Below are 25,619 nucleotides of genomic sequence, written 5' to 3'. Positions count from 1 at the left end.
CAAACACGATTCGATCACGCTAGCATGTTTACGTAAACAAATAGCACGCGCGGCTGTGATTTATCGCGTGCAGATTTCGGGGAACAGTGAACTCTCGGTCAGACAATGTGGTCTTCGATGCGCAGCAGCGCCGCACGCGCGGACCATCGATGGCCGACGTCGCGGCCATCGCAGGAGTCTCCGCCCAGACCGTCTCACGGGTGGCGAACGGCATGACCAACGTAGACCCGTCGACCAAAGACAGAGTCGTGGCAGCGATGAACGAGATCGGCTACCGACCCAACAGCGCGGCTCGTGCTCTGAAGACGGGGCGCTTCAAGTCGATCGGCGTGATCATGTTCACCCTGTCGACCTTCGGCAACATGCGCACCCTCGACGCGATCGCGACCGCCGCGGCACAGGCGGGCTACTCCATCACCCTCATCCCCATCGCCCTGCCGACGCAGGTGGAGTTGCTCGGTGCATTCAGCCGCCTCGGTGAACACGCCGTCGACGGGGTGATCGTGATCGTCGAATCCCACATCCTCGACCGATCGGATGTCTCGCTGCCCACCGGCCTGCCCGTGGTGATCGTCGACTCCGACGCGGGCGACAAGTACAGCGTCGTCGACACCGATCAGGCGTCGGGCGCTCGCGACGCGACCCAGCACCTTCTCGAGCTCGGCCACCAGACCGTCTGGCATGTCTCCGGGCCGAAGGATTCGTTCAGCGCATCGCGCCGTCGCGAGTCGTGGCAGGCGACGCTGATCGCGGCGGGCGCCGAGGTGCCCGAGGTGCTGATCGGAGATTGGACCGCGAACTCCGGCTACCTCTGCGGTCTCGAACTGGCGAAACGAGACGACGTCACCGCCGTCTTCGCTGCGAACGATCAGATGGCACTCGGCCTGATGCGCGCCTTCCACGAGAACGACATCGACGTTCCTGGCCGCATCAGCGTCGTCGGTTTCGACGACATGCAGGAGGCCAGCTCGTTCTGGCCGCCCCTCACGACCGTGCACCAGGACTTCAGCGCGGTGGGCCGCCTGTGCCTCGAGAAGCTCCTCGATCAGATCGACGGATCCGGCGCCTCGCGCGGCGTCGCCGTCATCCCGACGAGCCTGATCGAGCGCCAGAGCACGGCTGCGCCCGTCTCGCGAACCTAGCCCGCGGCATCCGCGCCTCATGGGCGCACCCGCGCCCGGCCGGCCAGCAGCGGATGCGCCCACAGGCGCGCACGCGCCTCGCCCTAGTCGCGCGAGACGTCGGTGCGGTGAAAGTTCAGGTGCGAGCGCGAGGCCGTCGGGCCACGCTGACCCTGGTAGCGCGAGCCGTACTCCGTCGATCCGTAGGGCTTCTCCGCAGGGCTCGACAGACGGAAGAAGCAGAGCTGGCCGATCTTCATTCCGGGCCAGAGCTTGATCGGCAGCGTCGCCACATTCGACAGCTCGAGGGTCACGTGACCCGAGAATCCGGGGTCGATGAACCCCGCGGTCGAGTGCGTGAGCAGTCCGAGGCGGCCGAGCGAGCTCTTTCCTTCGAGCCGCGCTGCCACGTCGTCGGGCAGCGTGACGAGCTCGAAGGTGGAGCCCAGCACGAACTCGCCCGGGTGCAGGATGAACGGCTCGTCTGCCTTGGCCTCGATCAGCCGCGTGAGTTCGGGCTGATCCTCGGCCGGGTCGATGAAGGGGTACTTGTGGTTGTCGAACAGCCTGAAGAAGCGGTCGAGGCGCACGTCGATGCTCGACGGTTGGATCAGCTCGGGCTGGTAGGGGTCGAGGCCGATGCGGCCCTCGTCGAGTTCGGCCTTGATGTCACGATCGGATAGCAGCACGGCCATAGCCTAGCCAGTGCACACCCCTGCCAGGCTGATGAGCGCTCGCACTATGGTGGTCGCATGGATGCCGCCGACCAGTTCTCCCGGGCGCTCTCGGCCCGATCGACGCTTCCTTCCGAACTCTCGGGGCTCGACTCCGATCCGCTCTGGGCGGCCCTTCTCACGAGCGTGCAGAATGTGGTGCTCGGTGAGATCCGTGCGGGGCGGCATCCCGCACTCGCCGACGAGTCACGGCGCGAGGCATGGCCTGCAGCCCTCGATCGACTCGGCGACGATGCCCGCGTGCGCATCGGCCGCGAGATCGTCGACAAGCTGAGCGTGAGCACGGTCGACGATCTCTGGAGCACCTGCATGCGCGTGCTCGGCACGTCCACGCGTGCGAGCGACGTCGACCGTGCGGCCGAATCGGATGCGCGGGGCGCGTCGATCGCCGTGGCGAGCGGCGACCCGGTGGTGCAGGAGCACCTCGTCGATCTGCTCGAACTGCTCGGCGAGGTCGTCGACACACAACTCGCCGACCGCTTCGGAGTTCGCGCAGACGATCCGCGCCCCGAGCCGATCGAGTTCTCACTCTCTGACGCCGGGCCGGCACCCGAGCCCGTGACGGAGCCCCGCGCCGCGCCCGTCACGTCGGGATTCACCGCGCCGGTTCCCGTGGTCATGGCCGACGCCGGCCTCGTCGTGTCGATGCCGCCCGCCCTGGTGGAGGCGCCGGCCCAGCCCGCGGCCGTGCCGGTGTTCGACTGGGCGGCCGACCCGTCGCATCCGGTGTCGACGCCGACGGAGGCGCCGAACGGACCGCCGGGCGATCCGGGATGGCGCCCCGTTCCGACGAAACCGACGACGCGTGAGCCGGCTCCCCTCGGTCGTCGCGCGGGGGCGTTTCTCATCGACAGGGCCATCACGATTCTCATCACCACCGCGGCGTCTCTGCTCTTCGTATGGCCCGCGACCGCTGCGGCCTCGTCGAGCCCGGAGAAGGGTGCACTCGTCGTCGCCCTGGCCCTCGCCGGAGTCGTCGTTGTGAGTCTCGCCTGGTTCGTGGTCGTGGCGTGGGTGGTCGGCACCCGCGGAGCCTCCCCCGGAAAGCGCATCATGCGCATCGAGGTCACGGGATACTCATCCCCCGGCGCTATCGGATTCGGCCGGGCGCTGCTGCGCGAGCTGATTCTCGCGGCCTTCGCGATCGGAACCGCGCTCACCGCGTGGCTGCCCTACGCATCCGTCTTCTGGGATTCGTCGAAGCTGCTGCGCGGCTGGCATGACAAGGCGGTCGACGACATCGTGGTCGAGGTCGCACGGCTCTGAAGGGTCGTGCTGCGCCGCGGATCGTCGGTTAGGCTATGGATGCCTGCGGCTCGAAAGCAGGCCACGCGGATGTAGTTCAATGGTAGAACTTCAGCTTCCCAAGCTGATAGCGCGGGTTCGATTCCCGTCATCCGCTCTCACGAGAAACGCCCGTCAGAACTTCGAGTTCCGGCGGGCGTTTCTGTTGCTACTGGGCCTACTAGCGGCGGGCAGCACCACGGCCGCGCACCTGGATCCAGATGATCAGCACGATGATCGCGCCGATGATCGATCCGATGATGCCGGCGGGCTGGAAGAACCCCTCCTGCGCGTCGGCACCGAAGATCAGGAAGCCGAGGAATCCTCCGACGAACGAGCCGACGACGCCGAGCACGATCGTCATTCCGATCGACAGGTTCTGCTTGCCGGGAACAACGAGACGAGCGATGGCGCCAGCGATGATGCCGACGACGAGAATGCTGATGATGAGTCCGAGCATGATGATGACCTCTTCAGGTGAAGTGCGTTGTGAATGCACGGTGTCGCCGCCCGGTGCCGAGCGGTGATCCCAATCAACCAGCAAAAGGGGCGGCCAAACACACCCCTAGGGGTGTAAGTTCTACCCATGACATCGACGAGCACTCGACCCCTCACGGTCGCGCTCGTCGACGACTACGACGTGGTCCTCGTCGGTCTCGCGCACATGTTCGACTCGTACTCCGAGCGCGTGGTCGTCGCAGAGATCGACGCCACCAAAGGCCTCAGCGACACCGTCGACATCGTGATGTACGACTCGTTCGCCCAGCCAGAGTCCGACCACGACGAGATCAGCGCCCTCGTCGGCAACCCCCGCGCGGGCAAGGTGGTGATGTACACCTGGAACTTCCATCCCGATCTCGTCGCAGGCGCACAGCAGCAGGGAGTCCACGGTTACCTCTCGAAGACGCTGCCCGCCCGCGAGCTTGTGGCATCGCTCGAGCGTATTCACGCCGGTGAAACAGTGATCAGCGAGCCGCCTCGGCGGGCGAGTCCGGCATCCGGTCTCGACTGGCCCGGTCGCAGCGAGGGCATCGCCGACCGCGAATCAGAGATCCTCGCCCTGATCACTCAGGGCAAGAGCAATGCCGAGGTGGCGCGACTCACCTATCTCAGCCCCAACACCGTCAAGAGCTACATCCGCAGCATCTACCGCAAGATCGGGGCGACGAGTCGAACCCAGGCGGTTCTCTGGGGCGTCGCCCACGGATTCACACCCGACAACCACCGCATCGACCACTGGCGCGGCGGCCCCTGACGTCAGGAATCCGCTAACGCCCCCGAGGCGAGCGGTTCTCCGTGTTGCGCACCTGGTCGTCGAGATCGGCGGGATCGAGATCGGCTTCTTTGAACGATGTACTGAGCGGCAGCCGCAGTTGTAGATCGCTGCCCTTGCAGATGTCTACGCGCCCGTGCTCGAGTACGAAGTCGAGCACGTGCCCGCCCGTCGAGAGTTCATCGTCGATGAAGTGCACATGCCCTCCGGGAACGCCGATCCCGCGCTCGTACAGCGGAGTGCGGAACCCCGCGACCGTGCCCGTGATCGATTCGAACGACACGATCGCCTCGTCTTTCACCGCCTCGCGCATGGGCGGATACGGCTTCTCCTGGCGCCTGACCGTGCGCGTCGTCACCGACTCGAAGCGGCCCGTCACCCGAACGGCGAACAGATAGTTCTGCGAGTCCTCGAGCTCGATGATGCGGGCCACCACATCCGTTCGAGACATACGACTGGTGACATCGAATCCGGTCACCGGCTCGAACGGCATCACCACGGCGAACGGCGTGAGGTCGGCGGCGGATGCCCGTTCCACCGAGCCGTCGGCGCGCAGCCGGTGGCATACCCCGTCGAGTACCAGCATCTCGCCGTCGAGCGCATTGAACGTTCCGAGTCCGAAGTTGCCGTGCTCGAGCAGCTCGCCCACAGTCAGATCGCCGTCGTAGACGCCGTCGAGCAGGGCGCTCATGAGGCTGGTCTGGAACACTGTCCGTCGCTGATCGTCCACCCGCCCAGTATGCCCGTCAGGCATCCACATGCACCTGACGTAGCCTGTGGATCATGAGCACATCAGCCGACCTGACCGCCGAGGGACAGCAGTTCGTCACCGAGAGGCATCTGGCCATCCTGTCGACCATCTCTCCCAGTGGCAGCATCCACTCCGTGCCCGTGGGATTCACCTACGCCGACGGCGTGCTGCGCATCATCACCGGCGACGGCACCCAGAAGGTGCGCAACATCGAGCGCGCCGGCCACGCAACCGTCAGCCAGGTCGACGGCATCCGTTGGCTGACCCTGTCTGGGCCGGCTCGCATCGAGCGCGATCCCGAGGCCGTCGCGGATGCCGTCGCCCGGTACGCGGTCCGGTACCGGCAACCCCGGGTCAATCCGGCGCGTGTCGTCATCCGGGTGGATGTCGACGGCCTCCTGGGTTCCAGCGGGCTGCGCGCGAGCCAGACGCCGCGCGAGGACTGATCAGCGCGGAGGTACGACCGTGTGGTTGATCTCCCAGCCCGAATCCCACTCGTCGGAGAAGAATCCCGACATCTCTTCGGTTCCGTAAGGCAGCGCCTTCGAGTTCATCGACCGACGTGCCCGCGCAGGCGAGGGCGGGTTCTCGTCGTGCTCCTCGGCGTCGTCCATGTGATTACTCCAGTTGCTCGGTGACCTGCATAGGGTACGTCGCGGAGCGCCCGGTGCAACAGGTCTAGTGGGCGACTTCGCAGAGAGAGACAATCCGTCTATACATAGCCACGCGGCTTCCATGTCGGCGGAACACCGGGCTCCTCGGTGTAGACGAGGCCCTGTCCGCTGTTCGCGGAGGCAGACAGCAGGTCGAGCCACTCGCGGTTGATCGCACCGAGGTTCGAGTCGAGGAAGCGAAAGTAGAGAGGAAGCGCGGGCGTCAGCCAGATGCTCGATCGACCGCTTCCCACGGACACGTCTTCCTTCCACGAGAAGAAGAAACTTTCGCCCCTTCGGAGCTTGGCCCCGATGACGAGTTGAAGGTGCAGCAGCGCCCGGTCGGCGATGTCGATCTCGAGTTCGGATCGAGCGTAGATCAGTTTTCCCATTGCTCTTTTCTTCGTGCGGGCGCCCCGCAGGGCGGGCCCGCATAACTGTAGAGAAAATTCTGAGGCCGCTTTCTGGGACTTGACAAAACTCGTTTCCATGGGAAATAAACGCGCCTTTGGCGTGTCGCAAACGGGTGCGTATGCTCGTCATTACTCGAACATATATTCGAAGGAGTGGAGCGGATGAGCATCTCGTATACGGCCGAAGCGGTCACCCTGTGGGTCGACGACGACGTGCCCTCGCGCATGGTCTGGAATGGTCGGCGCTGGCGCGTCTCCGACATGCCCACCCCTCTCGAAGATCTGGCCTGGTCTCGGGTCACGCACCCGCCCATGATCCGCGGGTGGCGATTCCAGGCCACCAATGAGCTCGGCGTGAGCTTCGTCTTCGACGTCATCTGGTCGGTGTCAGATCGGGAGTGGTCGCTGGTTCGGGTCTACGACTGAGCAGACCCGGCCTGGCCCGATGGCCCCCGAGTAGGGCATGCTAGAAGGGCTACGACACGAAAGGTGCCGCATGCTTCCGTTTCTCATCGTCGGCGCGATCGGCTTGCTCCTCCTGCTCACGAGCATCATCATCGGCGATCTGCTCGATCTCGTAGGTATAGGCGATGGCCTGGTCTCGGGAATCGCGATCGGAGCTGCGCTGTCGATCTTCGGGGTCGCCGGGGTCATCACGGTGTCGAATGATCTGCCCACCTGGCTCACCTACGTCATCGCGGTAGCCCTCGCCCTCGTCGCACTCGTCGCCATCCAGCTGTTCGTCAGCCACATCGCCAAGCAAGAGAGCGGTGGCCACTACTCCCCCGTCGGCCTCGTCGGATTCACGACGGTGAACACCGGGCCCGCCGGCGGAGAAGTAAATCTCGATGACGTGCGCGAGCTCGAGCGGCGACCCGCCATCAGCGACGCGACCATCGCTGCGCAGACGCGCATCCGGGTCGTCGAAGAAGACGGCTATCGGGTCAAGGTCGTGGCCGTCGTCGAAGACAGCGCCGCCTCCTAGAGCCACAGCCCCCTACAGAGAGGAAGCCCAGTACATGGACTTCATCAGCAGCAACACGTCCATCGTCGCGGTGGTCGTCGTCATCGTCATCATCGTGGCGTTGCTCGGCTTCATCGCCAGCCGCATTCGCCGCGTTCCGCCGAACCAGGCGCTCATCGTCGTCGGCCGCGGCGCCGCGAAGGATGCGGCCTCCGGCATCACCTCGCCCCAGAAGGTCATCATCGGTGGCCGCACGTTCATCTGGCCGATCTTCCAGGAGGGCTTCAAGCTCTCGCTCGAGCAGTACCAGACCTCGGTCGATGTGACGGCGATCGACAGCAACTTCATTCGCACCTCGGTGAAGGCCACGGTCAACTTCAAGGTCACCGGCAGCGAAGACGGCGTGCGTCGCGCCGCCCAGCGCTACCTGCTGCAGCAGGCGAAGCTGCCCGAGATCGTGCAGCAGTCGCTCGAAGGTTCGCTGCGTGGACTCATCGGTGGCCGGGCCGTCGACGAGCTCGTCAAGAGCTTCGCGCAGCTGGCCCAAGATGCGGTGACCGAGACCAAGGGCGAGCTCGCCGAGCTGGGCCTGCAGATCGAGACCCTGAACATCCGCGAGATCGAGACCCCGGGCTCGACCTACCTCGCCGACCGCGGTCGCGCCGAAGCCGCCCAGGCTCGCCAGATCGCCGAGGTGCGCGAGGCAGAGACCGTGCGCGCCGCGGCCCTGTCGCGCATCGAGAACGAGCAGCTCACGGCAGAGCGCCAGCGCGAGCTCGACATCCGCGTCGCGTCGATCAAGGCCGACACCGAGCGCGCCAACGCCGAGGCAAACGCAGCCGGTGAACTCGCCCGTGCCGAGCAGGCCACCTTCGTGGCCGGCAAGGAGCGCGAGGCCGTGGTCGAGCAGGCCAAGGTCGCCGAGCAGCGACTCAACATCGAGGTTCGCCAGCCCGCCGAGGCCGCGGCCTATGCCGCCGTGCAGAAGGCACAGGCCGATCGCGACACCGAGAAGGCGTCCGTCGATGTCGAGGTGTACCGCCGCCAGCAGACGGCAGAGGCAGCACGCACCGCGGCCGTCAACGAGGCCGAATCGATCACCGCCCTCGGTAACGCCAACGCGGCCGCCACCCGGGCCAAGGGAGAGGCCGAGGCCGCCGCGGTCAAGGCACTCGCCGAGGCGCAGAACCTGCTGAGTCGCGAGGCGCTGGCCTCGCGGGCGATCGACGCGATGCCCGAGGTCGCCCGCCGCATGGCCGAGCCGCTGTCGAACGTCGACAACATCTCGATCATCTCGACCGAGGGCGCGAGTGCGCTCACGAAGTCGGTGGCGCAGAACATGACCGAGCTTCCCGAGGTCATCAAGCAGGCCACCGGCCTCGACCTCAGCGCATTGCTCGCCGGCATCGGAGGAGGCCTCGCGGCCAAGTCCACCGGCAGCAGCACCGGCGCCGGCACTAGCGTCGCCGGCAGCGGGCGCACGGCGACCGCCACGCCGCCCGCGACCGATGCGGAGTCGCCGGTCATCTAGAGCAGCACCCCGCCGAGCGCGGGAGTTCTCGCCCGACGCCGTGGCCTCACCACCGCGGCGTGCTCGAGCTCCCGCGCTCGTCTGTCACCGCGATGTCGAGATCCCGCTAGAGCCAGTGCCCATCTGCCAATACGGTGAACTCATGAGCACCACGCATCGCACCGCCGAGGGCACAACGAACCTCTCGGCCGGCATCCAGTTCGCCGCGATGGGGATCGTGTGGGGCGCGAGCTTTCTCTTCATGAAGGTGGCCCTCGAGGGCACATCGTTCGGGCAGGTCGCGTGGAGCCGTCTCGTGCTGGGAGGCCTGGCCCTCGGCATTGTGATGCTGATCACCCGCAGCTCGCTGCCTCGTTCGCCGAAGGTCTGGGCGCACTTCGTGGTGGTCGCCATCTCGGGATCGGTGCTGCCCTATCTGCTCTTCGCTTGGGCGGAGCAGTACGTGTCGAGCGGCCTGGCCAGCATCTACAACGCGGTGACGCCGATCACCACCGCGCTCATGGCCACACTGGTGTTCCGCGTCGAGAAGCTCAGCCGGGCGCAGATCCTGGGGGTCGCGGTCGGCATCGTCGGGGTGGTCGTGATCATCGGCCCGTGGCGCTTCGTGCCCACGGCCGCCGCCACCGGCTCTCCGGTGACCGAACTCGCAGGTCAGCTCGCCTGCCTCGGATCGGCGGTCTGCTACGGATTCACCTTCAGCTATCTGCGACGCTTCATCACGGGCCGAGGCGTATCGGGCGTGACCACGGCCTTTCTGCAGATCGGCCTCGGCGGCGCCATCATGCTGGTCCTGACGCCGGTCGTGGCCATCGGTGCGGTGCACCTGACGCCCGCGATCGTCGCGAGCCTCCTCGTTCTGGGAATCATGGGCACCGGCATCGCCTACCTCTGGAACATCAACGTCCTCCTCGCCTGGGGTCCGACCGCGACCTCGACCGTCACCTACCTGACGCCGATCGTGGGAGTCTCCCTCGGCATCCTGGTTCTCGGCGAGACGCTCTCGTGGAACGAGCCGCTCGGCGCAGTGCTCGTCTTCGTCGGGATCCTTCTCGCCCAGCGTCGACTCCGCCTCCCGCGTCGCCTCACAGGCGGTCGCGCTCCGCGCTGACGCGGGGCACCAGGGCGATAGCGGCGGCAGGGAACAGCGCCACGGCCACGAAGGCGAGCGGATACCCGACGAGACCGATCAGCGCTCCGACCGCCGGGCCTACGATCGAGGCCGCCACGTACTGCCCCGTGTTCTGCACTCCGAGGGCCCGGCCGCTCCAGGCGGGGCCCGCGGTCTCGGCTACCGAGGTGAAGGCGAGTCCGTTGTCGGCGACGACGACGACGGTGGCGATCACGAAGACCACGGCTGCGACGCCCCACGACGCCGCGTCAGAGAGAGCGAGCAGCAGCATCACGGCGCCGGCCGACAGCGCGACCCAGCGCAGCGGGCGTACGCGACTGCCGAGGCGGTCGCTCCACACGCCCACGAGAATGCGCCCGATGGCGCCGACGAACTGCGCCGCGCCGACGAGCACGCCCGCGGCGAGCGGCTCCAAGCCGAGTTCGGTGACCAGCCACACCAGCCCGAAGGTCGACACCGTGAACTGGGGAACCACCAGCAGAACCGACACCACGTGGATGCGCCACAGAAACGCACTGCCCCGGTAGGGATTCGCGGCGCGCGCTTCGGGCGCTCCGGATGCCGCTGGCACGTCGGCCTCGTCGCCATCGGATGCCGACGGCGACGCCGGGCGCCTCACCGTGACACCCGGAGGCGCGGTGCGAATGCCCAGCCCACAGACCAGTGCAAAGACCGCCGCGATCAGACCGGGAACGAGCAGCGCCGACGGAACACCGCCGCTCTCCGCGGCGACGGGAACAGAGACGGCCGCGATCGTGACTCCGAGCGGAACGGCCATCTGCCGGATGCCCATGGCGAGTCCGCGACGGTTGCTCGGAAACCAGCGCACCACCAGCGAGCCACTCGCCGAATTGGTGCTGGCCGCGGCCATGCCGCCGACGAGCAGGAAGGCTCCGATGGCGACGTAGCCATCGACCGCCATGGCCGCGAACGCCGCCAGCGCGGTGACGGCGAGGCCGACCGTGATGACCCAGCGCTCTCCGATGCGGTCGACGAGCGCGCCCCAGGCGAAGAGAGTCAGCACCATTCCCACCGTCGGCGTCGCCGCCAGCAGCCCGGCCTCGGCGAGCGTGATTCCACGCTGGGTGTGCAGCAGCAGAATGAGGAACGCGGGGGTGTTGATGAAGACGGTACCGGCAGCCTGGGCGCCCACGCCGAGCGCGAGGTTCACCCACGCGCTCGGGCGGATGCCGGCAATAGCGGCTTCGCGGGTCGTCTCGGTCGACGTCATGGGAGGCTCCTTCGCGCGGCTTCTCAAGCACGCACGTCAATTGGTATACCATTACGGTATACCAAGCAAGTCGGACTTCCTCTTTCCTCAGACGGGCGCAGACATGACAGACGGCACCGAGCGGGCGACGCAGACGTCGCAGCTCTATGAACGCCTCCGCACCTCGATCCTGACCCTCGAGCTGCTGCCCGGCCAGAGCTTGGCCGAGCGGGGCCTCGAGGCGCGGTTCGAGGCATCCAGGACCCCCGTGCGGGCCGCCCTCGTTCGTCTCGAAGCCGAGGGTCTGGTGCGCCGCGACGGCCGCAGCTACACCGTCGCGCCGATCGACCTGGCCGAGATCGCCCAGCTCGCGGAGTACCGCGAGGCCGTCGAGACAGCTGCGGTGCGGCTGGCGGTTCAGCGCGCGTCAGACGCGCAGCTCGATGCCTTGGCCGACGAGCTCACCTCGATGGCAGATGCCGGGGCGGCCGGAGAGAGCGTGCAGGCGGGTGGCGATTTCCACTCTCGCCTAGCCGAGCTCTCCGACAATCCGTTCTTCACCTCCGCTGTGACGACGTCGCTGCGTCGCCTGGAACGCACCCGCTGGCTCGAGGCCCGCTCTGCCGGTTCACGCGATCACGCGCACGACGAGCACCTCCGCATCCTCGCCGCCGTTCGTGCGCGCGATGCCGACGGTGCCGCGGCGCTCATCGCGGAGCACATCCGCGGCACGCACGAGCGCCTGCGCGAGTCTCTCAGCTCCGACGAGTGGCGTCGAACCCACGCTCGGCCGTGACCTATTCAGGAGGAGCGCGTCGCCGACGCCACTATCCACACGGCTGAGCTCTCCTCCTGAATTGGCTACAAGGCTCTCCGCCTATGCTGGCCGGATGGTCACCGAACACCGCTTCTCGGGTCGCATCGCCGGCTTCGGCACTTCATCTGGCACGCGCATCGTCATCGGAATCTGGGCCGAGTCGCCGCTCGGCGAGTTCGCCGATGTGATGCTCGAGGACTCCTCCGGCCATCGCACGCTGCTCGCCCCCAGCGACGAGATCGCCGAGTTCGTCTCGTCGACCTACTCGTTCGACGAGGTGCGCGTGGTGCCGGTCACGACGAGGCGCGTCGACGGCGGTCTGGCCGTGACGGCGGGCGACCTGTCGGTGCGGATGCGCGTGGGCGGCCTCTCGACGCTCGGCCGGCTGCTGCGGGTGGTGCCGTCGTTGGTGGCGACGCACCCTGCCTGGCTGCGGGTCATCGATCCCGTGGCGAGTCGTCTCGTCGCCGGCGTTCACACGGCTGGAACCGCGGGCAATGGCCGGCAGGAGTTCTACGGCGTGACGCTCATCCGGGCGCTCGACGACGTCGTCGTGACCCGCGGAGGCGAGAGCCTGGGCGCCATGGCTCCTCTTCATCCGGCGGTGACGTTCGGCTTCGGATCGGCTCCACCCGCCCCCTCCATCGTCGACGTCGTCACGACGATCCGCGAGTAGCCCCCGTCACTGTCGCCAGCGGTACTCCACCTCGGGGCGGCCCGGCGTTCCATAGCGCGGCGCCCGGTCGGCCCGCCCCGAGTCGGCGAGGTATTCCAGGTAGCGCCGAGCGGTCACGCGCGATGCGTGGATCTCCTCGGCCAGCTCACGCGCCGACACTCCCCCGCCCGACTCCGCGAGCAGGGTCGACACCGCGTTGAGCGTCTCGGGGCTCAGTCCCTTGCCGAGGCCGGGGTCGTTCGACGTTCGCAGCGCGGCGAACGCACCGTCGACATCCCTCTGGCTCGCGACGGTCGGCGACTGCGCGAACAGGCTGCGGAAATCGCGGTAGCTCGTGAGCTTGTCGGTGAACACCCCGAAGGTGAACGGCTTGATCAGGTACTGCACAATGCCGGCCGCGATGGATGCGCGCACCACCTCGGCCGAGCGCACCGCGGTGATCGCGATCACGTCGACGTCGACGCCGCCGGCCCGGATGCGGCGACACAATTCGAGACCATCGATGTCGGGCAGATTCATGTCGAGCAGGATCAGGTCGATGCGCTCGGCCGCCTGGCCCAGTGATGCCTTCAGCAGCCGCACGGCCTCGGCCCCCGTGTGCGCGACGCCGGCGACCTCGAAGCCGTCGAGCCGGCCCACGTAGAGGGCGTGCGCCTCGGCCGTGATCACCTCGTCTTCGACGATCAGCACCCTGATCATGCCTCGCATCCGCTCACGAGTCGACCCGCGCGGTCATGGGCAGCGTCACGGTGAACACCGCGCCAACGTGCTCGCTCAACTCGATGGTTCCACCGAGGCGGGCGACCGTCTGCCGAACGAGCGCCAGCCCGATGCCGCGACCGAAGGCATCCGTCTCTTTCGTCGAGTACCCGCGACCGAAGACCCGGTCGCGCGCGTCGTGGTCGATGCCCGGCCCCGAGTCGGAGACCTGCACGACGAGATCGTCTTCGCCGTCGCCGAGGCCGAGATAGACCTCGACCCACGGCTCGGTTCCCGGCGCGGTTCCGGATGCGGCCGCGTCGAGCGCGTTGTCGACGAGATTGCCGAGAATCGTCACGACGTCGGCGGGCTCGAAGCCCTGCGTTCCCGGGTCGAGATGCGTCTCGAGCTTGAGGGCCACGCCTCGTTCGCGCGCCTGCGCCGCCTTTCCCAGCATGAGCGCGGCGATCACGGGTTCGTCGATCGATACGAGCACGCGATCGGCCAGGCGCTGGCTCAGGTTGAGTTCGTCGGCAGCGAAGCGCAGCGCCTCATCGCTGCGTCCGAGCTCGAGCAGCGACGCGATGGTGTGCAGCCTGTTCGCGAACTCGTGGGTCTGCGAGCGCAGCGCATCCGACATCGTTCGCATCGACTCGAGCTCGCCCGTGACCCGCAGGAGCTCGGTGCGGTCACGCAGCGTCGTGACCGTTCCGAGCGACCGGACGCGCCCCGTGCCACGCTGCGCCTCGGTCGGCAGGGCCGGCTGATGGTTCACGACGAGAACGTGGTCGCGGGTCACGAAGACCTCGTCGCGGGCCTCTTCTTCCTGCAGCAGCAGAGCCTTGAGCGCGGCCGGGATATCGAGCTCATCGACCGGCCGCTCGGGGCCGCCCGCGGTGAGGCCGAGCAGATCGGCGGCGTGATCGTTGTACAGCACCAGGACCCCGCGGGCATCGACGAGCACGAGGCCTTCCCGCACCGAGTGCAGCACCGACTCGTAGTAGGCGAACACCTGGCCGAGTTCCTCGGCGCCGCGACCGGCGGTGACCCGGCGCAGATAGCGACTGAACAACCACGAGACGAGGGCTCCCACCGCGATCATCACCGCGCCCGCGCCGAGCAGCAGATGCACCCTCGGCCAGAACGCGGCGTCGACCTGGCTCAGGGTGATGCCCGCCGAGACCAGCGCGGTGACGCGGCCGTCGTCGCCCAGGATGGGCGCGACCGCGCGCACCGACGGCCCCAGGGTGCCGGTGTAGGTCTCGGTGAACGACTTCCCCGCGAGCGCCGGGGCGATCGTGCCCAGGAACGGCTTGCCGATCTCCTCGGGATCGCGATGCGTGTAGCGCGTGCGGTCGGGGGCCATCACCGTGATGAAGTCGACATCAGTGTCGTCCATGAGCGTCACGGCGTAGGGCTGCAGCACGCTCGACGGATCGGGCTTCTGCACGGCCTCGATCACGAACGGATTGTGCGCGACGGCCTGAGCGGTGACCATGCTGCGGGCCGACGCGTCTGCGGTGGCCCGGCCCCGGGCATCCAGTGCGAGAAGGGCGACGGCGAGACCGACGGCCACGATCACGAAGACCGCCTGCACGGCGAACAGCCGCGCCGCGATGCTGACCCGTCGTCGTCGACCGTTCATCGATTGCTCCCTTGCGCCCTGCCGACATACGCTACGCGCCTCACGCGTCGAGGGCGAATGCTCCTCGGGTTCGATGCGAACAGTATGAACACAAGCGTCGATTGCCCGCCCGCGCGCCGCAGGATTGCGGCAGTAGTTCAGGCAGAGTCGCCACGGTGTTGTGGCGGCCCCTCACGAAGGCAGGCATTCCATGAGCACCTCATCTGCTCCATCCACATCGGGCCGCAAGGCCCGCAAGAAGCTCGACAAGAACCACTATCTCTACATCGCGGTGATCGTCGCGGTCGTGGCGGGCATCATCGTCGGACTCGTCGTTCCCGAATTCGCGAAGACCCTGGCCCCCATCGGTACCGCGTTCGTGGGGCTCATCAAGATGATGATCGCCCCCATCATCTTCTGCACGATCGTCATCGGCGTCGGTTCGATCGCGAAAGCCGCAACGGTCGGCAAGGTCGGCGGGCTCGCCCTCGGCTACTTCATCGTGATGTCGACGTTCGCGCTGGCGATCGGCCTCGTCGTGGGAAACCTGCTGCACCCGGGCGAGGGACTCGACATCTCGGCGGCGACCTACGACACGAGCACGCTCAAGGCCGAGTCGACGCAGGACTTCTTCCTCGGCATCATCCCGGTGTCGCTGTTCTCGTCCCTCGTCGACGGCAGCATCCTGCAGACCCTGTTCGTGGCCCTGCTGGTGGGCTTCGCGCTGCAGAAGATGGGCGACAAGGGCGCCCCGATCCTGGGAGCGATCAAGTCGCTGCAGGCGCTCATCTTCCGCATTCTGTCGATGGTTCTGTGGGTCGCACCGCTGGGCGCGTTCGGCGCCATCGCGGGCGTGGTCGGCTCGACCGGATGGGGCGCCGTCGTGGCACTCGCCACGCTGATGATCGGCTTCTACGTGACCTGCGCCATCTTCGTGATCGTCGTGCTCGGAACGCTGCTGAAGCTCGTGACCGGAGTGAACATCTTCTCGCTCATGAAGTACCTGGCCCGCGAGTACCTGCTCATCGTCGGAACCTCGTCGTCGGAGGCCGCGCTGCCGCGCCTCATCGCCAAGATGGAGCACCTGGGCGTCTCGAAGCCGGTCGTCGGCATCACGGTTCCCACCGGATACTCGTTCAACCTCGACGGCACCGCCATCTACCTGACGATGGCGTCGCTCTTCATCGCCAGTGCCATGGGCACCCCGATGACGATCGGCGAGCAGATCGGGCTGCTGCTGTTCATGATGATCGCCTCGAAGGGGGCCGCCGGCGTCACCGGCGCCGGACTCGCGACCCTCGCCGGCGGACTCCAGTCGTTCCGACCCGACCTCGTCGACGGTGTCGGCGTGATTGTGGGCATCGACCGCTTTATGTCGGAGGCCCGCGCCGTGACCAACTTCACCGGCAACGCCGTGGCCACCCTGCTGGTCGGAACGTGGACCGGCGAGGTCGACAAGGGCCAGGTGCGCAACGTGCTCGGCGGCAACGACCCGTTCGACGAGAAGAGCATGAACCCGGATGCGCACACGACAGACGCCCCGGCCCAGGCATCGACGGCGTCGAACGTCGACCCCGCGGTTCCGTCGACCGCGTCGCTGCACGCCCTCACGGGAGTCGAGCCCACGAAGACGGCGCCCCGCCCCTGAGGCTCGGGCCGCGCATCAACTCGGCGCAGAAGCACCTTCCCCGCTGCGGCAAGGTGCTTCTGCGCCGAGTCGATTGAACCTGGCTGATCGACTCGGCGCACATGCATCCACCCGCACGCTTTTGGGTGCTTCTGCGCCGAGTCGCCTCGCGCAGGGCAAGGCGGGGTGGGTCTCACCACCGCGGTGCGCGCGAACACCCGCGTTCGATACGCTCCGAGGCCCTCAGGTCAGTCGGCGCGATTCGACCGGCTCTGTACAGTCGAATGCATGAGCTCCGACGACAACGACCGCGAACCGCTTGACGATCCCGCCGCGGCTCCGAGGAAAGAAGCTCCTTACGAGGCCCTCTTCCCCAACCTCGACAAGGTCTCGTCGTCGACGTTCGAGAAAGGCACCCTCAGCCGGCGCCGAGTCATGATCGCCTTGGGCATCCTGGCCGCCGTCGCCGTCGTCATCGTTGCGCTGATCGTTGCGTCCGGCGCGCTGTTCGGCCCCTCGTGATGCGGACCCGGGCGCTCAGCCCGGCAGAATCCCCAGGCCGTCTACCTTCGGAATCGCCGACAGCAGCTGCTGCGTGTACGGCTGCTGCGGGTTCGACCACACCTCGTTCACGTCGCCGCGCTCCACGATCTTGCCGCGACTCATCACGGCCACGTCGTCGGCGATGACCCGCACCACCGAGAGATCGTGGCTGATGAACAGCAGCGAGGCGCCGGTCTCGAGTGCGAGGTTGCGCATGAGCCCCGCGACCCGAGCCTGCAGAGAGGCGTCGAGGGATGCGATGGGCTCGTCGCCGACGAGCAGGTCCGGCCCCGAGGCGATCGCGCGGGCGATCGCGATGCGCTGACGCTGCCCACCCGAGAACTGGTGCGGAAAGCGCGTGCGGGCCGACGCATCCAATTCGACGTGCGCGAGCAGGTCGGGAACGGTCCAGGCCGAGCTGTCGGGGTTGACCTTGAGGCCGTCTTCGATCTGCTTGCCGATCGTGCGTCGCGGGTTCAGAGAGGCGTACGGGTTCTGAAAGACCATCTGGATGCGCAGCAGCTTGCGGTCGCGGGTGCGCATGCCGAGGCGGGTCACGGGGGTTCCGTCGAACGTGATCGATCCGCTGTCGAGGCCTTCGAGCCCGCAGATAGCTCGCGCCAGCGTGGACTTGCCGCAGCCCGACTCGCCGACGAGTCCCAGCACCTGCCGGGTGCCGAGCGAGAGGCTCACGTCATCCACCCCCACGAGTCGAGGCTTGCCTGCGACGCGATAGCTCACCTTCACACTGTCGAGTTCGAGCAACGACGTCATGATGCGTCTCCTGTCGAGGTCGAGCCTGGCGCAGTCGGCGCGGAGCCGTCGTGCGGCAGCGCATCGATGAGTGCCTTCGTGTAGGGATCGCGAGGAGCCGTGATGACCTGGAAACGATCTCCGTGTTCGACGATCTCGCCCTCGCGCATCACGGCGATGGTGTCGGCGAGCGCGCTCATCACACCGAGATCGTGGGTCACCAGGAGGACCGCCAGACCGAGGTCGTCGCACAGTTCGCGCAGCAGGCGCAGGATTCCGGCCTGCACCGTGACGTCGAGCGCGGTCGTGGGCTCGTCGGCGATGAGCACGCTCGGGCTGCACATGATCGCCGAGGCGATGGCCACGCGCTGCAGCTGCCCGCCCGAGAACTGGTGCGGATACTTCTTCAGCGCCCCGGCCGGGTCGGGCACCTTGACCTGCTCGAGCACCACGCGGGCACGTTCCAGAGCCTCGCGCTTCGACATGCCGGTGTGCTGACGCACGTGGTCCGTGAGCTGAGAGCCGATCGACAGCATGGGGTGCAGGCTCGACGTGGGGTCTTGGAACACCATCGCGATGTCGTTGCCCCGCAGGGTGTTGAGCTTCTTCGTGGGCAGCTCGAGCAGATTGCGTCCGTCGAACTCGATGACGCCGCCGACCGTGGCCTGGGCCGGCTGCAACCCGAGCACGGTCATGCCCGTCATGGTCTTGCCCGACCCCGACTCGCCCGCGAGGCCGGTGATCCGGCCTGCGGGGATGTCGAGCGAGATTCCGCGCAGAATGCGCTTGGCCTTGTCGCCGCGACCGATCGAGAGGGTCAGGTCGCGAATGCTCAGACCCCCGGATGCCGTGGGCTGGCTCGCCGGGGTCGCGCTCATAGGGCTCGTCCTTTCACTGCGTCGGCCGTGCGCGGATCGAGACCGTCTCGCAGCGCGTCGCCGAGGAAGTTGAACGCCAGAACAACGGTGAGGATGGCGAGACCCGGGAACACCGAGATCCACCACGACGAGAAGTTCTGCACACCGTCGGAGACCATCGCACCCCAGTCGGGAGTCGGCGGAACGGCGCCGAGGCCCAGGAAGGACAGACCCGCGAGCAGCAGGATGGCGGTGCCGACGTCGAGGGTGGCGAGCACGACGACCGGCGCGATGATGTTGGGCAGGATGTCTTTGCCGAGCGAGGTGAAGGGGCTGTTGCCGAGCAGACGGCCCGCCACCACATACTCCGAACGCGAGGCCACGACCACGAGCGAACGAGTGACGCGCGCATAGGCCGGCCACGACACGATGAGCATGGCGATCACGGCGTTGGTGAGGCTCGGGCCGAGCGACGCGGCGATGACCATGGCGAGGATGATCGTGGGGAACGCGAAGACCAGGTCGGCGATGCGCATGATCACCTCGTCGGCCACCTTGCCGAAGTATCCGGCGATCGAGCCCGCGACGGTTCCGACCAGCAGCGACGAGACCACGAGAAGCAGGGGCAGGATGATCGACACGCGTGCGCCGTCGAGAACGCGCGCGAGCACGTCCCGGCCGAGCTGGTCGGTGCCGAACCAGTGCGCCGCGCTCGGCGGCTGCAGCCGGTCGAAGTCCTGGGCCAGGGGGTCTGCGGGGCTGATCATGGGCGCGAGCAGAGCCAGCAGCAACCAGATGACGATGATCGCCGTGCCGGTGACCGCGAGCGGATTGCGCAGGGCCGCCGGGAACCGCATCCGGCGTCGGGCGGCGACGGCCAGAACATCCGGTTGGGTGCGCGACGTGGGCGCTGTGGTCTGGCTCATGCGGCCCTCACTCTCGGATCGATGAAGCCGTAGGCGATGTCGACGATGAAGTTCAGGCCGATGTAGACGATTCCCACCACGAGGCCGACGCCCATGATCGCGGGCAGGTCGAGCTTGGTGGCCGACGAGAACGCGTACTCGCCGAGCCCGTGCCAGGAATAGACCTTCTCGACGAGCACGGTTCCACTGAGCAGCGAGCCGAATGCGATACCGAGCACGGTGATGATGGGAACGAGGGCGCCGCGCAGCACGTACTTGAACACCACGGTGCGGCCGGTGAGACCCTTGGCCCGGGCGCCGCGCACGTAGTCGGCATCGAGAACCTCGAGGATCGCGGAGCGCGAGAAGCGCGTGAGCAGGCCGATCGTGTAGAGGGCCAGCACGGATGCGGGCAGCACGAGGTGGTAGACCGCGTCGCCGAACGTCGCCCACTGCCCGGCGAGCACTGAGTCGACCGTGTAGAGCCCGGTCACATGCGGCGGGGCGATGGCTGCGGGATCGAGCCGACCGGAGCCCGGGAAGAGCTTGAGCTGGAAGAAGAAGATGAAGTACACGAGCAGGGCCATCCAGAATGCGGGAACCGAGAGCCCGATGAGACTCACGACGCGGATGACCTGGTCGACGAAGGTGCGCTGACGAAGAGCCGCCCAGAGGCCGAGGCCGATTCCGATGATGGCGGAGATCAGGATGGCGCCGACCGCGAGCTCGATGGTGGCGGGAAACGCCTTGCCCAGCTCGGTCGCCACGGAGGTGCGGGTCTGAGTGGAGGTACCGAGGTCGCCCTGGAAGAGGTGACCGAGGTAGGTGAAGTACTGCACCGGCAGGGGCTTGTCGAGGCCCGCGTTCTCGCGGAACTGCGCCACGATCTCGGGGTTCGCCGCCGCCTGCTCGCCCAGCGCCGCCTGCACGGGGTCGGCGGGCACCAGATTGGTGAGGATGAAGGTGACGAGGGTGACGCCCAGCATGAGCAGGGCCGTCACCCCCAGACGGATGGCGAGGTAGCGCGCCAGCGGGGGGATGCCCGCCGGCGCGCTGCGCTTCTCTGTCTTCACAGCGATGCTGTTACTTGATTCCGGCAAGATCGATCGTCCAGACCGGGTTCAGGCTGACCGCGGTGATGCTCTTCGAGGTGACCACGTTCTGAGCCGGCTGCAGCAGCGGAACGAACGGGCCGGAGGCGTTCTGTGCCTTCTGCAGGGCCGCGTAGGCGCTCTGGCGCTCGTCGGTCGAGACGGCAGCCTTGGCTGCGGTGGCGAGATCGGTCACCGTCTGGTCTGCGTCCGCAGCCCAACCGGCGCGCAGTCCGACGAGCTCGCCGGGCGTGAACGCGAGGTAGTTCGACGGGTCGGGGAAGTCGGGGCCCCAGTACCAGAGACCCACGGTCTCCTTGCCGTTGCGGTAGGCGTCGAGCTCGGTGGCGACCGGCGCGGGAGCCAGCACGATGTTGATGCCGACCTCCTTCAGCTGGGCCTGCACGGACTCGGCGACGCTCTGCAGCGACAGGCCCTGAACGGTGATGTCGTTCGGGAAGTTGAGCGTGACATCCTCGCCCTTGTATCCCGAGGAGGCGAGCGCCGCCTTGGCTGCGGCGGCATCGTGCTGGTTGCCGTCGGATGCGTCGATCGCGCCCACGAAGAGCGACGGGATGAATCCACCGGGCTGAACGGATCCGTCACCGGCGAGGTCGACGATCTTGTTGTAGTCGATACCGGCCTTGACCGCTTTCAGGAAGTCGGGGTTGCTGGTGATCGCAGAGACGGACGGATCCTGGTTCAGGAGAAGGAAGATCATGTAGCGCGAGGGGCTCGAGAGCACGGTCACGTCGGAACTGCCGACCTCCGCGACCTGGTCGGGGTTCAGGTCGAGGGCGACCTGCGACTCACCGGCCTGGATGTTGAGCTTCTGTGTCGGGCCCTGCACATTGCGCAGAACCACGCGGTCGTAGGCCGGGGCATCGCCCGTGTACTTCGGGTTCTTGGTGAAGACCACCTGCGAGGCCACGTCGAACGATTCGAGCATGTACGGGCCGGAGCCGGCGGATGCGCCGTTCAGGTAGGCCTCGGCACCGTCGGCGTCGGTTGCGGTTCCGCCGTTGGATTCGACGACCTTCTTGTTCACGACGCTGAGCGCAGGGTTCGGAAGGATGTACGGAAGCGCCGGGTTCGGCGTGGCCGAGGTGAGCGTGAGCGTGGTGTCGCTCGTCTTCGCGACAGTGATTCCCTCGAGCAGGAACGAGGGGTTGCCCTTGATTCCCTGCACGCGCTGCAACGAGAAGACCGCGTCGTCGACGGTCACGGGGGTGCCGTCGGAGAAGACATGGCCATCTGCCATCGTGAGAGTCATCACCGTGTTGTCGGCGTTCATCTCGTAGCTCGCGAGTCCGTCGACAGGCTTCGTCACGTCGTCACCCTTGAAGGTGAGGAGCGTCTCGTAGAGAGCCTTGGCGACGATCGAGCCCGTCGTCTCGTACTCGCGGTTGGGGTCGGCCGTCTTCAGGTCGAACGACGAGTCGACGACGACGGACTTGCCGCCGGACGCGCTCGAGTCGCTCGAGCCCGCGCTGCAAGCGGTGATGCCGAGCGTGGCGACGACGGCGATGCCGACGATGCCGACGACGCGGCGGAATGGTGACAACACGAGGGTGGTCTCCTATCGGGTGATGAAGGTGCTTATCGGGTGAGGGAGGATGCTGGGCGAGTCTGTTACTGCGGTCGGTCAGTGAATTCTGCACTAACCAGATGTGGAATGTTGTCTTGAAATTACTTCTCACACAGATCAAGTGTCAATCTGACGGTTCGATAACAGGACAAAGTGGTGACAGCGCGCGGTATAGCGACATAACATCTCTAAATGAGAGATTCTGCAGCCGCAGACACGGACAAAACAGGGGGTCGTCTTGGATCTTGATGAGACGCACGTGCGCATGCTGGAGATCCTGAGAGACAACGGGCGCATCTCGATCGCCACGCTCTCTGAAGAACTGGGCATCTCGCGCTCCAACGCATACACGCGCTACGAGTCCCTGGTGCGTAACGGAGTGATCCGCGGGGTGCATGCCGACATCGATCCGACCGCCGTCGGTCTGAACGTCGCCGCCATGGTGTTCGTCACCGTCAGGCAGAGCCAGTGGTCCGATTTCCGCAGCAGACTCTCCACCCTCGACGAGCTCGAATCGTTCACGGTGATGACCGGCGAGCACGACGCCATGCTCCTGGTTCGGGGCTCGGGCGTCGCGGCCATCCACGATCTCGTCGCCACCCGGCTCGCGCAATGGCCGTCGGTCAAGGCCACCGTGACCGTCTTCATCATGGACGAGATGTCGTCGAACGTCTCGCTGCGCATGGGAGCCTCGGCCAGCGACACCCTGCAGCAATCCGGCGAGCGCTACGGCATGACGCGGTTCGTGCGCACGAGTGACGAGCGCGCGAAGAGCGCCGAGAACGCGCAGAACGCTAGGCGCGCACCTCGCGGCACACGCTGACGTGGTCGGCCCCGTCGGGGCCCACGAAGTCTTCGGTCAGCTCGAGAACACCATCGGCAGTGCGGCTGACCACGGAGGTGGCGGACCCGGCGGTCGTAGAACCGTCGACGCCGAGGTGCACGAACGACACGTGCAGCACGTCGCGATCGCGGTAGCCGCTGAAGCGACCCACCGTCACGGTGTCCCCCGTGTACTCGCCCCAGATGACGCCACGATCCTCGCGATAGTGAAAACGCGACGGCGCCGTCGTCGACACCGCACTGGCCGTCGACGAGACCATGTCGAACACCGTGTCGTCGATCGATTCGTCGAAGGTGTCGAAGGCTGCGGCAGAGGATGCGTCGGAGGAGGTGCTCATGATCGCCCACTGTTGCGGAACGCGGTTCCGCTCGTCAATTCGCGGGCAGAAAGTCCATCGTCAGATGTCAGCTACATGACATCCGTGGACGAATCAACGCCATTATGGATGCGCTCAGGACAAAATGCCGACCAGGTCGTAACGAGCTTGAAACGTGATCGACGAACGGGCTAATTTGCAGACATGACTACTCTTTCGCCCGCGCCGCGAGACCCCCGGATGCCTCGGCTGCCCACCTCCGAGATGTTCCGCGACTTCATGGCGGGCGGCTGGGCGCAGCCCGATCGCACCGCTCGCGTCACGCCCGGCGCAGCCGAGGCCGCTGCCGCTCATCGAGCGCGACTCTCGGATCGCTTCCCCGCGGCGACCCTGGTCGTCGCGAGCGGACGCAGCGCCGTTCGTTCCAACGACACCGAGTTCGGCTTCCGGCCGCACAGCGACTTCGCCTGGCTCACCGGATGCGTCGCCGAGGCGGCCGTCGTCGTGATGCGGCCCACGGCATCCGGCCACGACGCCGTGCTCTACCTGACCGAACCCGCCTACGCGGGTGAGGAGGCCTTCTACGCCGATGCGATGCGCGGCGAGCTGTGGGTCGGAGCCGCTCCCGGCCTCGACGACTGGGCGAGCGCGCTGCAGGTCGAGGTGCGTTCACTGGCCGTGCTCGCCGATGATCTTCGCGTAATCCACGGCGCTGTCTCCGGCGACGTGCTCTCTGCGGGGGCGGTCGAACCCGCGTTGGTCGAGAGCGGCATCGACGTGGCGTCGCCCGAACTCGAGCGGGTCCTCTCAGACCTCAAGCTCGTCAAAGACGAGTGGGAGATCGGCCAGCTGCGCGCTGCGGTCGACGCCACGGTCGACGGCTTCGCTGCCGTCGTCGCAGAGCTGCCGGCCGCGATCTCCGGCCGAGGCGAGCGCTGGCTGCAGGCCACCTTCGAGCGCCACTCCCGCCAGGGCGCGAACGGTGTCGGCTACACCACAGTCATGGGCTCGGGGCCGAACGCGGCCACTCTGCACTGGACGCGCTGCGACGGCCCGGTGAGCGCCGATCACCTCGTACTTCTCGACGCCGGAGTCGAGGTCGACACCCTCTATACGGCGGATGTCACGCGCGTCTTCCCGGCATCCGGCACCTTCTCGCCCGCCCAGCGCCGGGTGTACGAACTCGTGCTCGAGGCGCGGGCGGCCGCGCTCTCGACGCTGCGACCGGGCGCCCTGTTCTCCGACTTCCAGGAGGCGGCGCACGACGTGATCGCGCGCGGTCTGTACAGCTGGGGCATCCTGCCCGGAACGCTCGAGGAGGCGCTCAGCCCCGAAGGGCAGTACCACCGCCGCTATGCGATCTGCGGAAACGGGCACCATCTCGGCCTCGACGTGCACGACTGCGCCAAGACCAGCGAGGAACTCTATCTGCGCACGCCGCTCGTCGCCGGGATGGTGCTCACGGTCGAGCCGGGCATCTACTTCCACGCCAACGACCTCACGCTTCCCGAGGAATTGCGCGGCATCGGAGCGCGCATCGAAGACGATCTGCTGATCACCGACTCGGGGTACGAGAACCTCTCGGGGGCGCTGCCGGTAGAAGTCGACGACGTCGAGGCGTGGGTGCGTTCGCTGACGCAGTAGCCGCACGCGCGCTCACAAAGGTCGAGTCGACGCGGCAGAAGCAGCTGTCGGCCGAGAAGCGCGCCGTGCCCGGGCGAGCGCGCCGTGCGCGGATGCGCGTTCGCCCGCCAACAGCGCGCTCGGCGGTTGCGCGGCCTCGGGTCACCCCGTCTCGCCTCCGTGCGACGATAAGTCATGCCCGAATCAGCGCTCACGGATGCCGAACTGCGGCTTCTCGAGGCGCAGTTGCGCGAGCGTCGATTCGACATCGACAGAGAACTCGGCGGCCTGGCGCAGACGCTCGTCGAGGTGCGAGAGGCCCGCGGCGCGGAGTCGGTCGACGACGAGCACGACCCCGAGGGCCCGACGCTCTCGAGCGAATGGTCGCGCATCCACGGGGTGCACGGCGAGCTCGCGGCCGCGTCGGAGGCCGTCGACGCGGCCATCGAGCGCATCGCGGACGGCAGCTACGGAGTCTGCACTCGCTGCGGCCAGCCGATCGGGTTCGCGCGCCTCGAAGCGCGGCCCGAGGCCACGCTCTGCATCGCGTGCGCCCGTGCCGCGGAGCGCTGAGCCCTGCGCCTGGCGCCGAG

Annotated in this window: 29 protein-coding genes and 1 tRNA gene; 16 read left to right on the top strand and 14 right to left on the bottom strand. The window is 67.2% G+C overall.

Annotation, left to right across the window (positions count from 1 at the left end; all coding sequences use genetic code 11):
• Positions 1–149 precede the first annotated feature (149 nt).
• Positions 150–1,142: a LacI family DNA-binding transcriptional regulator gene (locus tag ASF79_RS11770; RefSeq protein ID WP_082495923.1), complete on the top strand. Its 993-nt coding sequence runs from the start codon at positions 150–152 to the stop codon at positions 1,140–1,142.
• Positions 1,143–1,225: 83 nt separating this feature from the next.
• Here the strand turns inward: ASF79_RS11770 and dcd are convergent, their stop codons facing one another.
• The gene (gene dcd / locus ASF79_RS11765; protein WP_055856053.1) at positions 1,226–1,810 is read right to left on the bottom strand and encodes a dCTP deaminase; all 585 of its coding nucleotides are present in this window, start codon (positions 1,808–1,810) and stop codon (positions 1,226–1,228) included.
• Positions 1,811–1,873: 63 nt separating this feature from the next.
• Here dcd and ASF79_RS11760 point away from each other — a divergent pair, with 63 nt between their 5' ends.
• Together ASF79_RS11760 and ASF79_RS11755 are read left to right on the top strand one after the other, a co-directional pair.
• Complete coding sequence (locus ASF79_RS11760) at positions 1,874–3,121, top strand: RDD family protein (RefSeq protein WP_055855188.1); 1,248 nt, start codon at positions 1,874–1,876, stop codon at positions 3,119–3,121.
• Positions 3,122–3,186: 65 nt separating this feature from the next.
• Positions 3,187–3,257, top strand: a tRNA-Gly gene (locus ASF79_RS11755).
• Between the two features lie 63 nt (positions 3,258–3,320).
• Here the strand turns inward: ASF79_RS11755 and ASF79_RS11750 are convergent.
• Positions 3,321–3,599, bottom strand: a complete 279-nt coding sequence (locus ASF79_RS11750) for a GlsB/YeaQ/YmgE family stress response membrane protein (protein ID WP_055855186.1) — start codon at positions 3,597–3,599, stop codon at positions 3,321–3,323.
• A 126-nt stretch (positions 3,600–3,725) separates the two neighbouring features.
• Between ASF79_RS11750 and ASF79_RS11745 the strand changes: the two genes are divergently transcribed.
• Positions 3,726–4,394, top strand: a complete 669-nt coding sequence (locus ASF79_RS11745) for a response regulator transcription factor (RefSeq protein ID WP_055855184.1) — start codon at positions 3,726–3,728, stop codon at positions 4,392–4,394.
• A gap of 13 nt (positions 4,395–4,407) precedes the next feature.
• On the opposite strand, the gene budA is transcribed toward ASF79_RS11745, so the two are convergent.
• Positions 4,408–5,142: an acetolactate decarboxylase gene (gene budA / locus ASF79_RS11740; protein ID WP_235500745.1), complete on the bottom strand. Its 735-nt coding sequence runs from the start codon at positions 5,140–5,142 to the stop codon at positions 4,408–4,410.
• Positions 5,143–5,195: 53 nt separating this feature from the next.
• Between budA and ASF79_RS11735 the strand changes: the two genes are divergently transcribed.
• Positions 5,196–5,609 carry a PPOX class F420-dependent oxidoreductase gene (locus ASF79_RS11735; protein ID WP_055778968.1) on the top strand — a complete coding sequence of 138 codons (414 nt, stop codon included), beginning with the start codon at positions 5,196–5,198 and terminating at the stop codon, positions 5,607–5,609.
• On the opposite strand, the gene ASF79_RS17375 is transcribed toward ASF79_RS11735, so the two are convergent.
• Positions 5,610–5,777 (bottom strand): hypothetical protein, encoded by a 168-nt coding sequence (locus ASF79_RS17375; RefSeq protein ID WP_156351738.1) that lies wholly within the window; start codon positions 5,775–5,777, stop codon positions 5,610–5,612.
• Between the two features lie 98 nt (positions 5,778–5,875).
• Positions 5,876–6,208: a DUF7882 family protein gene (locus tag ASF79_RS11730; RefSeq protein WP_055855180.1), complete on the bottom strand. Its 333-nt coding sequence runs from the start codon at positions 6,206–6,208 to the stop codon at positions 5,876–5,878.
• A gap of 183 nt (positions 6,209–6,391) precedes the next feature.
• On the opposite strand from ASF79_RS11730, the gene ASF79_RS11725 reads away from it, so the two are divergent.
• The 4 genes from ASF79_RS11725 to ASF79_RS11710 all read left to right on the top strand — a co-directional run bounded on the left by ASF79_RS11725 (position 6,392) and on the right by ASF79_RS11710 (position 9,832).
• The gene (locus ASF79_RS11725) at positions 6,392–6,655 is read left to right on the top strand and encodes a hypothetical protein (RefSeq protein ID WP_055778974.1); all 264 of its coding nucleotides are present in this window, start codon (positions 6,392–6,394) and stop codon (positions 6,653–6,655) included.
• 70 nt (positions 6,656–6,725) lie between these two features.
• The gene (locus tag ASF79_RS11720) at positions 6,726–7,214 is read left to right on the top strand and encodes a hypothetical protein (protein ID WP_055855178.1); all 489 of its coding nucleotides are present in this window, start codon (positions 6,726–6,728) and stop codon (positions 7,212–7,214) included.
• A gap of 34 nt (positions 7,215–7,248) precedes the next feature.
• The gene (locus ASF79_RS11715; RefSeq protein ID WP_055855176.1) at positions 7,249–8,724 is read left to right on the top strand and encodes an SPFH domain-containing protein; all 1,476 of its coding nucleotides are present in this window, start codon (positions 7,249–7,251) and stop codon (positions 8,722–8,724) included.
• Between the two features lie 142 nt (positions 8,725–8,866).
• Positions 8,867–9,832 (top strand): DMT family transporter, encoded by a 966-nt coding sequence (locus tag ASF79_RS11710; protein ID WP_235480549.1) that lies wholly within the window; start codon positions 8,867–8,869, stop codon positions 9,830–9,832.
• Here the strand turns inward: ASF79_RS11710 and ASF79_RS11705 are convergent.
• Positions 9,807–11,084, bottom strand: a complete 1,278-nt coding sequence (locus tag ASF79_RS11705) for an MFS transporter (RefSeq protein ID WP_055855175.1) — start codon at positions 11,082–11,084, stop codon at positions 9,807–9,809. The two genes, ASF79_RS11710 and ASF79_RS11705, sit on opposite strands and share 26 nt — an antisense overlap.
• A 103-nt stretch (positions 11,085–11,187) precedes the next feature.
• Between ASF79_RS11705 and ASF79_RS11700 the strand changes: the two genes are divergently transcribed.
• Together ASF79_RS11700 and ASF79_RS11695 are read left to right on the top strand one after the other, a co-directional pair.
• Positions 11,188–11,859, top strand: coding sequence for a GntR family transcriptional regulator (locus ASF79_RS11700; protein ID WP_055855172.1), 672 nt, complete (start codon positions 11,188–11,190; stop codon positions 11,857–11,859).
• Between the two features lie 94 nt (positions 11,860–11,953).
• On the top strand, positions 11,954–12,556 hold the full coding sequence (locus ASF79_RS11695; RefSeq protein WP_055855171.1) for a hypothetical protein: 603 nt from the start codon (positions 11,954–11,956) through the stop codon (positions 12,554–12,556).
• A 6-nt stretch (positions 12,557–12,562) separates the two neighbouring features.
• Here the strand turns inward: ASF79_RS11695 and ASF79_RS11690 are convergent, their stop codons facing one another.
• Entirely contained in the window at positions 12,563–13,255 is a 693-nt protein-coding gene (locus ASF79_RS11690) for a response regulator (protein WP_055856050.1), read from the bottom strand.
• A gap of 13 nt (positions 13,256–13,268) precedes the next feature.
• Complete coding sequence (locus tag ASF79_RS11685) at positions 13,269–14,900, bottom strand: sensor histidine kinase (protein ID WP_055855169.1); 1,632 nt, start codon at positions 14,898–14,900, stop codon at positions 13,269–13,271.
• A 190-nt stretch (positions 14,901–15,090) separates the two neighbouring features.
• On the opposite strand from ASF79_RS11685, the gene ASF79_RS11680 reads away from it, so the two are divergent.
• Together ASF79_RS11680 and ASF79_RS11675 are read left to right on the top strand one after the other, a co-directional pair.
• Positions 15,091–16,527, top strand: coding sequence for a cation:dicarboxylate symporter family transporter (locus ASF79_RS11680; protein ID WP_055855168.1), 1,437 nt, complete (start codon positions 15,091–15,093; stop codon positions 16,525–16,527).
• A 267-nt stretch (positions 16,528–16,794) separates the two neighbouring features.
• The gene (locus ASF79_RS11675) at positions 16,795–17,028 is read left to right on the top strand and encodes a hypothetical protein (RefSeq protein WP_055855166.1); all 234 of its coding nucleotides are present in this window, start codon (positions 16,795–16,797) and stop codon (positions 17,026–17,028) included.
• A gap of 15 nt (positions 17,029–17,043) precedes the next feature.
• Here the strand turns inward: ASF79_RS11675 and ASF79_RS11670 are convergent, their stop codons facing one another.
• From ASF79_RS11670 to ASF79_RS11650, 5 genes are read right to left on the bottom strand one after another with little or no spacing between them, the layout of a single operon-like run.
• Positions 17,044–17,823, bottom strand: a complete 780-nt coding sequence (locus tag ASF79_RS11670; protein ID WP_055855164.1) for an ABC transporter ATP-binding protein — start codon at positions 17,821–17,823, stop codon at positions 17,044–17,046.
• Positions 17,820–18,680, bottom strand: coding sequence for an ABC transporter ATP-binding protein (locus ASF79_RS11665; RefSeq protein WP_055855163.1), 861 nt, complete (start codon positions 18,678–18,680; stop codon positions 17,820–17,822). Before ASF79_RS11665 ends, ASF79_RS11670 begins: the two co-directional genes overlap by 4 nt.
• Positions 18,677–19,585, bottom strand: a complete 909-nt coding sequence (locus ASF79_RS11660) for an ABC transporter permease (RefSeq protein ID WP_200920170.1) — start codon at positions 19,583–19,585, stop codon at positions 18,677–18,679. Before ASF79_RS11660 ends, ASF79_RS11665 begins: the two co-directional genes overlap by 4 nt.
• Positions 19,582–20,637, bottom strand: a complete 1,056-nt coding sequence (locus ASF79_RS11655; RefSeq protein WP_235480551.1) for an ABC transporter permease — start codon at positions 20,635–20,637, stop codon at positions 19,582–19,584. Before ASF79_RS11655 ends, ASF79_RS11660 begins: the two co-directional genes overlap by 4 nt.
• A gap of 10 nt (positions 20,638–20,647) precedes the next feature.
• Positions 20,648–22,222 (bottom strand): ABC transporter substrate-binding protein, encoded by a 1,575-nt coding sequence (locus tag ASF79_RS11650; RefSeq protein ID WP_055855161.1) that lies wholly within the window; start codon positions 22,220–22,222, stop codon positions 20,648–20,650.
• Positions 22,223–22,481: 259 nt separating this feature from the next.
• Here ASF79_RS11650 and ASF79_RS11645 point away from each other — a divergent pair, with 259 nt between their 5' ends.
• Positions 22,482–23,066 carry an Lrp/AsnC family transcriptional regulator gene (locus ASF79_RS11645; protein ID WP_146077550.1) on the top strand — a complete coding sequence of 195 codons (585 nt, stop codon included), beginning with the start codon at positions 22,482–22,484 and terminating at the stop codon, positions 23,064–23,066.
• Here the strand turns inward: ASF79_RS11645 and ASF79_RS11640 are convergent.
• The gene (locus tag ASF79_RS11640) at positions 23,038–23,424 is read right to left on the bottom strand and encodes a hypothetical protein (protein WP_055779012.1); all 387 of its coding nucleotides are present in this window, start codon (positions 23,422–23,424) and stop codon (positions 23,038–23,040) included. The genes ASF79_RS11645 and ASF79_RS11640 overlap by 29 nt on opposite strands.
• A gap of 183 nt (positions 23,425–23,607) precedes the next feature.
• On the opposite strand from ASF79_RS11640, the gene ASF79_RS11635 reads away from it, so the two are divergent.
• Together ASF79_RS11635 and ASF79_RS11630 are read left to right on the top strand one after the other, a co-directional pair.
• Positions 23,608–25,047, top strand: a complete 1,440-nt coding sequence (locus tag ASF79_RS11635) for an aminopeptidase P family protein (protein WP_055855160.1) — start codon at positions 23,608–23,610, stop codon at positions 25,045–25,047.
• Positions 25,048–25,221: 174 nt separating this feature from the next.
• Positions 25,222–25,599 (top strand): TraR/DksA family transcriptional regulator, encoded by a 378-nt coding sequence (locus ASF79_RS11630; RefSeq protein WP_055855157.1) that lies wholly within the window; start codon positions 25,222–25,224, stop codon positions 25,597–25,599.
• Positions 25,600–25,619: the final 20 nt, after the last annotated feature.

Source organism: Agreia sp. Leaf335 (genome assembly GCF_001423605.1).
Lineage (GTDB): Bacteria > Actinomycetota > Actinomycetes > Actinomycetales > Microbacteriaceae > Agreia.
Note: the sequence above shows the minus strand (reverse complement) of the source record. Positions and strands in the feature narration are given on the sequence as shown.